Raw genomic sequence first — 10,100 nt, forward strand, 5'->3', positions numbered from 1 at the left:
CGGGGCCGTGTCGCGGGTCCGCCGGACGCGGCCGTCGCGCGCCAGCAGCAGCGCGCCGGTCAGCAGTCCCGCCGCCACGGTGCCCAGCAGCACCCACGTGCCGGTCATGGTCGTCTCGGTCCTCCTCGGTCTCCGCCCGGTCACCCACCGAGCGCGCTCGACGTCCCGGCGAAGGTCACGTCCTCGGCTTCACCGTGCAGGGTGAGCGAGCCGGACGCAACGCTGATGCCGGTCGGAGTCACGGTGAACGGCATCTCACCCGCGTTGATGTCGGCCTCGAAGCTCGGGAGCAGCCGCTGTTGCACGGCCTCCGGCACCACGGTGGTCTCCTGGTCGTTGCCGAACTGGATGCGGTGCGGGGTGATGCGGACGGTCGTCCCGTCCAGTTCGATCATCGCGAAGGCGAAGATCTCGATGCGCTCGCCCGCGATGTCGGCCTTGCCGGAGAGCCGCACCCCGGCGGTGGAGTCGTCACCCTGCCCGGAGCCCTGGCCGTCGTTCTGGGCGCCGGGGCCGTCGTCGCCGCTTCCGTTGGTGCCCTCTGTCGTGGCGCCGTCCTCGCCGCGGCGCACGTACTCCTCCGACGACGGCTCGATGCGCAGGTCGTCGATGTTGGTCAACGGCGCGACCCGGGCGATGTCGCTGTCCTTGAGTGTGATCCGCCCGGCGAGCCTGCCGACCTCGATGTCGCGCACGTTGCCCGCCGTGAGGTCGGACAACGGAGCCGAGACGTCGTGCAGATCCGCGTCGAGCGAGACGTCGCGGAGCTGCTGCACGGGCACACCGTCGGCGGAGACGCTGATGTGGGAGTAGTTCCCGGAAAGCGCCTGCGTGGTGAACGGGAATCCGTGGATCGTCACGGCGGGATCGTCGGAGAGGCCGAGCTGCTCGCGCGCCTTCTGCGACACCGTGTGCTCGGCGAAGGCGGCGGCGGCGAAGTCGGCGCCCACGAGCAGGCCGAGCAGTACGACCAGCACGATGACGAGGCGTTTCACGCGGCGTCGGCCCTTGCTCCGGTCCTGCGGCTGCGGCGCGGCTACAGCAGTGTTCACGATCACGTCCGTCCTGTTAAAGGCATGTTTCGAAGTGCCCGAAACGGTGTGACGCCGGTTTCAGGTCTTCGGGGCGAGTCCGGTCCCGCACTATTCTCGACATGCGGCCGGAGTTCGACTCCGGCGGCTGTCGGATCGAACAACACGGGGTGGTGGCCATGAGCCTTGACCTGCTGGTGCTGACGTCGGAATCGCAAGCCACCTCCGTCCTGCCCGCGCTCGACCTGCTCCCGCACACGGTACGGGTCCGGCCGCCCGAGGTCACCGCACTCCTCGACGCGGGTCACCGGGACGTCATCCTGCTCGACGCGCGCACCGACCTCGCCTCGGCCAAGAGCCTGTGCCGCCTGCTCACCGGCAGCGGGGAGGACGAGCCCGCCACCCCGGTGATCGCGGTGGTCGGCGAGGGCGGACTCGTCGCCGTCAGTTCCGAGTGGCGTGCCGACGACATCGTGCTGCCCACCGCGGGGCCGGCGGAGCTCGACGCCCGGCTGCGGCTGGCGACCACCCGGGAGGGTGCCGTGTCGGCGGCCGACGCCGAGCTGCGCGTGGGAGACCTCGTGATCGACGAGGCCACCTACACAGCGCGGCTGCGCAAGCGCACGCTCGAACTGACCTACAAGGAGTTCGAGCTGCTGAAGTATCTCGCCCAGCACGCCGGCCGCGTGTTCACCCGGGCGCAGTTGCTCCAGGAGGTCTGGGGTTACGACTTCTTCGGTGGCACCAGGACGGTGGACGTGCACGTCCGGCGGCTGCGCGCCAAGCTCGGCCCCGAGCACGAGCAGATGATCGGCACCGTGCGCAACGTCGGCTACAAGTTCGAGCGCCCCGCCAAGAGCGGCGCGCGCGGCCTCTCCCGGGCTGAGGGCAGGACGGGGACACGGCCGGAGTCGTCCGGGGCCGGTACGGATTCCGTGCCGGCCCGTTCCGAGCGGCCCGAGTTCCGCACCCGGGTGGTCACACGTCGTTAAGCTGGCGCCATGCGTGACCTCGTGTGGGCCGACGACCTGACCGCCGAGCGCGCCGACGCGGTGCGCCACCTGCTGCTCGCGGCCCGCGAGGCCGACGGGCGCCCCGACATCGAACCGGACGGACCGCTGCCCGGTGAGTTCCGCGGGCCGCGCCACCTGCTGGGCTTCGCACCGGACGGCGGCGGCACGACCTCGGGCACCGAGAGCGCGCCGCCGGGCGCGGGAGGCACCGACGTGCTCGTGGCCTACGGGCACCTGGACACCGCGGGGGATGCCTTCGGCCGTCGCGTCGCCGAACTGATCGTGCACCCCGGCCACCGCGGACGCGGCCACGGTGCGGCGCTGCTGGACGCCCTGGTCCAGCAGGCGCCGTCGGGCCTGCGGGTGTGGGCTCACGGTGACCACCCGGCCGCAGCGCGGCTGGCCTCCCGGTTCGAGATGACGCGAGCCCGCGAGTTGCTGGTGATGCGGGCCTTCGGCGCCGAACAGGAGTGGCCCCCGCCGCGGCTGCCGGACGGCATGACCCTGCGCACGTTCGAGACCGGCCGCGACGAGCGGGCGGTCGTGGAGGTCAACGCGCGCGCCTTCGACTGGCACCCCGAACAGGGGGCCCTCGACGTGGCGCAGCTTGAGGCGACCGAGCGGGAGAGCTGGTTCGATCCGGACGGCTTCTTCCTCGCCGAGGACGCCGACGGGCGGCTGGCCGGGTTCCACTGGACCAAGATCCACCCGCCGAACCCGCGTCGCTTCGGTGGCGAGGCGGTCGGCGAGGTGTACGTGGTCGGGGTCGACCCGGCCGCGCAGGGCGGCGGACTCGGCAAGGCGCTCACCCTCGCCGGGTTGCGGTACCTGCGGGAGCGGGGGCTGCGGCAGGTCGTGCTCTACGTGGAGGGCGACAACGCTCCCGCGGTCGCCGTGTACCGCCGACTCGGCTTCGACACGGCCGAAACCGACGTGCAGTACGCCCTCGACCCACCCGCCTGACCAAACCGCCCCGCGAGTTGCCCCTCCGGGCCCGCGAGTTGCCCTTGTGGGTCCGCGAGTTGCCCTTGCCGGGCACGCGAGTTGCCCTGCCGGGGCCCGGGAGGGCGCTCCAGCGCGACCTCGGCCACGACGGACGACACCGCGCCGAGTTCACGGGCGGTGTTGATGATGGCGCACCCGCGTCGCGCGGACCGTGACGAGTCCCTGCCGGTGCACCAGCGGTCCCGGCATCGTCGACACACGGACCACACCGCCCGACGGCCGGTGGCTCCTGGCCGCCCCGGCGTGCCCTGGTGCCCGGCTCGCTGGGGCATCGCGCGCGCCGCCAGGGGCAACTCGCGCGCCGCCAGGGGCAACTCGCGGACCGGCAGGGGCAACTCGCGCGCCGCCAGGGGCAACTCGCGCGCCGCCAGGGGCAACTCAGCCGAAGCGGCCGGAGATGTAGTCCTCGGTCGCCTTGTTCTGCGGGGTCGAGAAGATCGTGGTGGTCTCGTCGATCTCCACCAGTTCGCCGGGCTCTCCGACGCCCTTGAGGTTGAAGAACCCGGTCGTGTCACTCACCCGCGCGGCCTGCTGCATGTTGTGGGTGACGATCACGATCGTGTAATTCGCCTTCAGCTCCAGCATCAGGTCCTCGATGGCCTGGGTGGAGATGGGGTCGAGGGCCGAGCACGGCTCGTCCATCAACAGCACGTCCGGCTGCACGGCCACCGCCCGCGCGATGCACAGCCGCTGCTGCTGCCCGCCGGACAGGCCCGAGCCCGGCTTGTTCAGCCGGTCCTTGACCTCGGTCCACAGGTTCGCCGAGCGCAGCGAGCGCTCGACGATCTCGTCCATCTCGTCGCGCTTGAGCCGCTTGTTGTTCAGCTTGAGGCCCGCGGCCACGTTGTCGTAGATCGACATCGTGGGGAACGGGTTGGCCCGCTGGAAGACCATCCCGATCTGCGTGCGGACCCGCACCGGGTCCACGTCCGGGGCGTAGAGGTCCTGGTCGTCCATGAAGACCTGGCCGTCCACCCGGGCGCTCGGCACGAGCTCGTGCATGCGGTTCAGCGTGCGCAGGAAGGTCGACTTGCCGCAGCCGGAAGGACCGATCAGCGCGGTGACCGACCGTGGCTGGATGGTCATCGACACGCCCTGCACGGCGAGGAACTTGTCGTAGTAGATGTCGAGGTCCTTGACCTCGATGCGCTTTGCCACAGTGCTTCCTATCCAGGTTCCCCCCGCGTCACCCGCGGGTCTTCGGTGCGAACAGTCGGGAGATCAGCCGGGCGACGAGGTTGAGGGCCATCACGATGATGATGAGCAACAGTGCGGCGGCCCACGCTCGCTCCAGTGCGGGTTCCGGGGGCGTTCCGGGGCTGACGTACTCGTAGTAGGCGAACACCGACAGGGTAGCCATGCGACCGTCGAACGGGTCGAAGTTGTCCCCCGAGGTGATACCCACCGTGATCAACAGTGGGGCCGTTTCGCCGATGACACGGGCGATGGCCAGGGTGACGCCGGTGGCGATGCCCGCCAGCGCGGTGGGCAACACCACTTTGAGGATCGTGCGCCACTTCGGTACGCCGAGCGCGTAGGAGGCCTCCCGCAACTCGTTCGGCACCAGCTTGAGCATTTCTTCGGTGGAGCGCACGACCACCGGGACCATCAGCACGCTCAGCGCGACCGCGCCCATCATGCCCATCCGCACGCCGGGCCCGAAGATCAGGGCGAACAGTGCGTAGGCGAACAACCCGGCCACGATGGACGGGATGCCGGTCATCACGTCGACGAAGAAGGTGATCGCCTTGGCCAGTTTGCCGCGCCCGTACTCGACCAGGTAGACGGCGGTGAGCATGCCGACCGGCACCGAGATCGCCGCCGCCAGCCCGGTGATGATCAGCGTGCCCATGATGGCGTGGTAGACGCCACCGCCCTCACCGACGATGCCGCGCATCGAGTAGGTGAAGAACTCGGCGTCGAACCGGGCGAGGCCGTTGGTCAGCACCGTGATCACCACGGACACCAGCGGCAGGAGGGCGAGCAGGAACGCGCCCGTGACCACCGCCGTGACCAGCCGGTCGGTGGCCTTGCGGGCGCCCTCGACGCTGCGGGACCAGGCGTAGACGACGACGGTGTGGCCGAGCGCGGCGACCACGGCGGCGGCCACGACGTTCCAGCCGGACAGCCACAGCCCGGTGCCCGCCACCAGCGCCGCGAGCAGGACCGCCCATGGCGCGTACTTGGGCAGCTGCCCGTGGGTCAGTGGCACCCCGGACAGCGGCGCGTGCAAATCGGTGCCCTCGATCTCGTCCGAGGTCGTCGGTGTGGGCATCAGTTGGCTCCCGAGAATTCCTTGCGCCGCTCGATCACCGCGCGCGCCGCCATGTTCACGAGCAGGGTCAGGGCGAACAGCACCAGGCCGGAGGCAATGAGCGTGTTCACGGCGACACCGGTGGACTCGGGGAACTGGAGTGCGATGTTCGCCGCGATCGTCGACGGGTTACCGGTACCGATGAGGTTGAAGGTGACGCCGCCGGAGACCGAAAGCACGATGGCCACGGCCATCGTCTCGCCCAGCGCGCGGCCCAGTCCCAGCATCGACGCGCCGATGATGCTCGACCGGCCGAACGGCAGCACCGCCATTTTGATCATTTCCCAGCGGGTCGCGCCGAGGGCGAGCGAGGCCTCCTCGTGCAGCCTCGGCGTCTGGCGGAACGCCTCACGCACCACGGCGGTGATGATCGGCAGGATCATCACGGCGAGCACGATGATCGCCACGAGCATCGTCCGGCCGGTGGCCGAGGGCGGGCCCGCGAAGAATGGGATGAAGCCGAGGTGCTCCGACAGCCACGTGGTCGGTTCGATGGTCAGCGGCGCGAGCTGGGTGAATCCCCACAGGCCGTAGATGATGCTGGGCACGGCGGCCAGCAGGTCGATCAGGTAGCCCAGCGCCTGGGCGACGCGGCGTGGTGCGTAGTAGGTGACGAACAACGCGATCGCCACGGCGAGCGGCGCGGCGATCACCAGGGCGAACACCGCCGAGAGCAGCGTGCCGAACAGCAGCGGCCACACGTAGAGGGCGACGCCCTCGCCGCCCGGGATCTCGTCGGACGGGGCCGTGAGCGCGGGCCACGCCTCCACCAGGAGGAACGCGGCCACACCCGCGAGGACGAGCAGGATCAGAACGCCCGCGCCGGTGGAGGCGCCGGCGAAGATTCGGTCCCCTGGCCGCCGCGGGGCCTGGGCCGCGGGTGGCCGTTGGGCTGTGCTGGGCAATTGCCTTCCTTCCTTGTGCTGGTCCGCCCCTCACACGGGCGTTCGGGTGGTCACCCTGACAGGCGACCACCCGAACGCTGTGCGGTTGTCGGCGCTCAGCCGGCGGAACCGATCGCGTCGACAGCGGGCTGGATCTGCTCGCGCAGCGAGTCGGAGATCGGGGCGGAGCCCGCGTTCTCGGCGGCGGTGGCCTGACCGTCGGCGCTGATCATGTAGTCGAAGTAGGCCTTCACGAGTTCGGCCGTCTCGGCATCGTCGTAGTTGGCGCAGGCCAGAGCATAGGAGACGAGCACGATCGGGTAGGTGCCGGACTCGGTGGTGTCACGGGCGAGGTCGTAGGCGAAGCTGTATTCGCCGCGTCCCTCGATCCGCTCGGAGACCTCGAGCACCTTCGCGGCGGCCTCGGGGGAGTAGTCGACGAACTCGTCGCCCACCCCGACGCTGACCGTGCTCAGGCCCCCCGCCTGGCTGGCGTCGGCGTAGCCGATGGCGCCGTTGCCGTTGCGGACGGCCTGCACGACACCGGAGGTGCCCTGCGCGGCCTCACCGCCGGCGACCGGCCAGTCGCCGCTGACCTCGTGCGGCCACTGCTCGCCCGCTGCGGCGGAGAGGTACTCGACGAAGTTCTCCGTGGTGCCCGACTCGTCGGAGCGGTTCACCGGGGTGATCGGGGTGTCCGGCAGGTCGGCCTCCGGGTTGTCCGCGGCGATCTCCGGGTCGTTCCAGGTGGTGATCTCCTGGTTGAAGATCTTGGCGATGGTGCCGGGCTTGAGATTGAGGTTGTCGACACCTTCGACGTTGAAGATGATCGCCACAGGGGACACGTAGGTCGGGACCTCGACGACCTGGCCGCAGCGCTCCTGCGCGCCCGCCAGCTCCTCGTCGTCGAGGTAGGCGTCCGACCCGCCGAAGTCCGAACCACCGTTGACGAACTGCTCGCGGCCACCGCCCGAGCCGATCGGGTCGTAGTTCACCGTGACGTCGGGGTTCTGCTCCACGAAACCCGCCTGCCAGGCCGTCTGCGCGGACTCCTGCGAACTGGCGCCCGCACCCGAGATCGTTCCCGAGAGTCCCGAGCCGTTGCCGCCTCCCGCGCTCTCCTCGTTGGCCGACCCGCACGCGGCCACACCGAACGTGAGCGCGGCTGCCGCCGGGAGGGCGACGACACGGCCCAGGGCGTAACGCTTCACAGTAAACCTCTTCCGAAGGGTCGTGGTCGGCGCGAGCCGACCTCTGGGGATGCTCACGGGCGCCGACGCTAAGGCCGGGACGTGACACCGCAGGGCAGTGTCGGTGAACAGAATCTGAACGACGACCGACAACGACCGGACGTCACGGCGACATCACAGGGACATGACACAGCGTTAGCATTCACTCGTCCGGCGGGCGTCCGATGGGTGTCCGGCGGCCGATGCCGATGTGGCTCGGCCGCCCAGCGTCACGCCTCGGTGGCCGAATACCCCGGCATACGACCGGTGACGACGAACACCATGCGCCGCGCCACGGAGACGGCGTGGTCGGCGTAGCGCTCGTAGAACCGGCCCAGCAACGTGATGTCCACGGCGGTGGACACGCCGTGCTCCCATTCCTTGTCCATGATCACGCTGAACAGGTGCCGGTGGATCTCGTCGACCTGGTCGTCGTCCGATTCGATGCTGCGGGCGGCGTCGATGTCGCGGGTCCGGATGACCTGCTCGGCCTGGCGGGCCAGCCGCACCGCGGCCTCGCCCATGTCCGCGAAGTACTGCCGCACGTCGGTGGGCAGCACCGGGTCCGGGTGGCGCCTGCGCGCGGCCTTCGCGACGTGCAGGGCCAGATCCCCCATCCGTTCGAGGCTCTCGGCCGCGTGGATGGCGGCGAGGATGACCCGCAGGTCGGTCGCGACGGGCGCCTGGAGGGCGAGCAGCGCGTACGCCTGCTCCTCGCAGTCGGCGCGGGCGTCGTCGACGAGGGTGTCGTCGCTGATGACGCGCTCCGCGAGTTCCAGGTCGCGGTCCAGCATGGCCCGGGTCGCCCGTTCCATCGCGTCGGCGACCTGCACGGACATGTCGGCCAGTTTCGTGGCCAGGTTCTCGAGTTCGACGTGGTAAGCCTCGCGCATGCGGCTCACTCTACGTCCGGGTTCACACGGACGCCGCCTCCCGAAGTGAACCCCGCCTGAACCGGAGGTGTAATTCCGCTACACCCCGGCCGCGCTCCGGGCTCCGGGTGTCGCACCGGACGCCGATCGCCGCAACGTCTCACCCGGTAGGGCCTCGTCCGCCCCCTCCGCGCCGCCGGCGGGGCCGGGCGCGTGTTCGCCGGGTAGCGGGGTGTTCTCGATGAGCGCCTCGAACAGCGCACGCGTGTCGCGCTCCAGCAGCACTTCGTTGCCGCGCTCGTTGGCCTCGCCGACGGTCGGCACCGTCAGGAACGTGACGTTGCCCGAGTCGAGCCCGCGCATGGACCGCGCCAGGGTGAGCATCTGGTCGACCCCGATGTTCTCGCCGAAGGTCGAGGCGGCGAACGCGTCGACGAAGCCGCTCAGCTTCCCCATGTCGAACAGCACGTCGCTGGACAGCGTCGTACTCAGCAATGCGGACAGGAACTGCTGCTGACGTCGCATGCGCCCGTAGTCGGAGAACGTCGGGTCGCCGTAGACCTTGCGCGCCCGCACGAAGCTCAGCGCCTGCTCGCCCCGCAGCACCACGTCCCCGGTCTCGGCGACGACCATGCCGAGTTCGGCGTCCTCCATCGGCTCGTCGAGGTGCACGGTGACCCCGCCGACCGCGTCGACCATGCCCTTGAAGCCCTCGAAGTCGATGCCGATGAAGTGGTTGATCCGCATGCCGGAGATCCGCTGGATCACCTTCGTCACGCAGCGCGGGCCGCCGATGTTGAACGCGGAGTTGAGCTTCACCGCGTCGGCGGGTGGGACCGGCTCGCCGTATCGCCCGGTCCCGGAGTCCCAGCGCGCGCACTCCGGTCGGGAGATCTCCAGGTCGCGGGGAAAGGAGACCACCACGGCCCGCGCGCGATCCTCCGGCACGTGGGCGAGCATCACGGTGTCCGAGCGCGCGCCCGGGACGCCGTCGGCGTCTCCGGCCCGCTGCTCGGTCTCGGCGCCCGCGCGGGTGTCCGAGCCGACGACGAGGAAGTTCGCGTCACCGAGCTGTGCGGCGGCCTTGCGGATGTCGTCCGACTCCTCGTCGAGCGCGGCGACCTCGGTGAACTGCCCGTCGAACCACGTCTTGGCGCCCCAGCCGACGCCGGTGGCCAGGAAGACGAGCACCGCCAGCGACGTGGCGGCCGCGCGTGCCGCCCGGCTCCGGGCGGCCGCTCGCTCCGGCTCGGACTCGGAGTCCGAGTCACCGCCCTTCGAGCCCCGGTCACCGGAGCGGTCGGGAGCGCGGTCGCCACCCCTGCCGCCGTTGCGGGAGGAACCGGACTTCGGTCCCACCGAGACGACGCGTTGCAGCGCTGTTCTGGTCTGCTCGATGCGGGCGGCGAACTTCTGCCGTTTCTGCCTGCGCTGCCGCTCTTCGGCCTCGAGTTCGTCGTGCGCGGCCGAGAACCGCGCGAGCGACTCGTCGATCTTGCGGCGGTACATGGTGGCGTCGTCGACCGGCTCCATCTGGTCGGTCATCGTCAGCCGGTCTTCGAGCGAGCGTTCGGCGCTCGGCGGAGCTTCCCGCCGCGGGCCCGCGGGCGCGTCGTCCTCGTCGTGTTCGGCCTCCCCGGAACGCTCGGGGAGCTCAGGGTGCGGAGCGGGGTGCCGGGGCGATTCCTCCGCCGTCCGAACGGCGAGCGGGCCACGAGCGCCGACAGCTCCCTGCGCATCGCGACCCGGGCC

At 70.5% G+C, this 10,100-nt stretch carries 9 protein-coding genes; 2 read left to right on the plus strand and 7 right to left on the minus strand.

All coding sequences use genetic code 11. The features are described from left to right. Positions 1-140 precede the first annotated feature (140 nt). On the minus strand, positions 141-995 hold the full coding sequence (locus SACSA_RS0116900; protein ID WP_019818929.1) for an LmeA family phospholipid-binding protein: 855 nt from the start codon (positions 993-995) through the stop codon (positions 141-143). Positions 996-1,210: 215 nt separating this feature from the next. Between SACSA_RS0116900 and SACSA_RS0116905 the strand changes: the two genes are divergently transcribed. Beyond that, the gene (locus tag SACSA_RS0116905) at positions 1,211-2,023 is read left to right on the plus strand and encodes a winged helix-turn-helix transcriptional regulator (protein WP_083940288.1); all 813 of its coding nucleotides are present in this window, start codon (positions 1,211-1,213) and stop codon (positions 2,021-2,023) included. Between the two features lie 9 nt (positions 2,024-2,032). Then, positions 2,033-3,007 (plus strand): mycothiol synthase, encoded by a 975-nt coding sequence (gene mshD, locus SACSA_RS0116910; RefSeq protein WP_019818931.1) that lies wholly within the window; start codon positions 2,033-2,035, stop codon positions 3,005-3,007. 420 nt (positions 3,008-3,427) lie between these two features. Here the strand turns inward: mshD and pstB are convergent, their stop codons facing one another. The 6 genes from pstB to SACSA_RS23490 all read right to left on the minus strand — a co-directional run bounded on the left by pstB (position 3,428) and on the right by SACSA_RS23490 (position 9,893). After that, entirely contained in the window at positions 3,428-4,207 is a 780-nt protein-coding gene (pstB, locus tag SACSA_RS0116915) for a phosphate ABC transporter ATP-binding protein PstB (RefSeq protein WP_019818932.1), read from the minus strand. Positions 4,208-4,235: 28 nt separating this feature from the next. Beyond that, positions 4,236-5,324, minus strand: coding sequence for a phosphate ABC transporter permease PstA (gene pstA, locus SACSA_RS0116920; protein WP_019818933.1), 1,089 nt, complete (start codon positions 5,322-5,324; stop codon positions 4,236-4,238). Then, entirely contained in the window at positions 5,324-6,268 is a 945-nt protein-coding gene (pstC, locus tag SACSA_RS0116925; protein WP_019818934.1) for a phosphate ABC transporter permease subunit PstC, read from the minus strand. The genes pstA and pstC overlap by 1 nt, the downstream gene beginning before the upstream one ends. 95 nt (positions 6,269-6,363) lie before the next feature. Beyond that, positions 6,364-7,458, minus strand: coding sequence for a phosphate ABC transporter substrate-binding protein PstS (gene pstS / locus SACSA_RS0116930; RefSeq protein WP_019818935.1), 1,095 nt, complete (start codon positions 7,456-7,458; stop codon positions 6,364-6,366). A 248-nt stretch (positions 7,459-7,706) separates the two neighbouring features. After that, positions 7,707-8,369 (minus strand): phosphate signaling complex protein PhoU, encoded by a 663-nt coding sequence (gene phoU / locus SACSA_RS0116935; RefSeq protein ID WP_019818936.1) that lies wholly within the window; start codon positions 8,367-8,369, stop codon positions 7,707-7,709. A gap of 78 nt (positions 8,370-8,447) precedes the next feature. Next, entirely contained in the window at positions 8,448-9,893 is a 1,446-nt protein-coding gene (locus SACSA_RS23490; protein ID WP_048876929.1) for an LCP family protein, read from the minus strand. Between the last annotated feature and the right edge of the window lie 207 nt (positions 9,894-10,100).

It is taken from the genome of Saccharomonospora saliphila YIM 90502 (genome assembly GCF_000383795.1).
Lineage (GTDB): Bacteria > Actinomycetota > Actinomycetes > Mycobacteriales > Pseudonocardiaceae > Saccharomonospora > Saccharomonospora saliphila.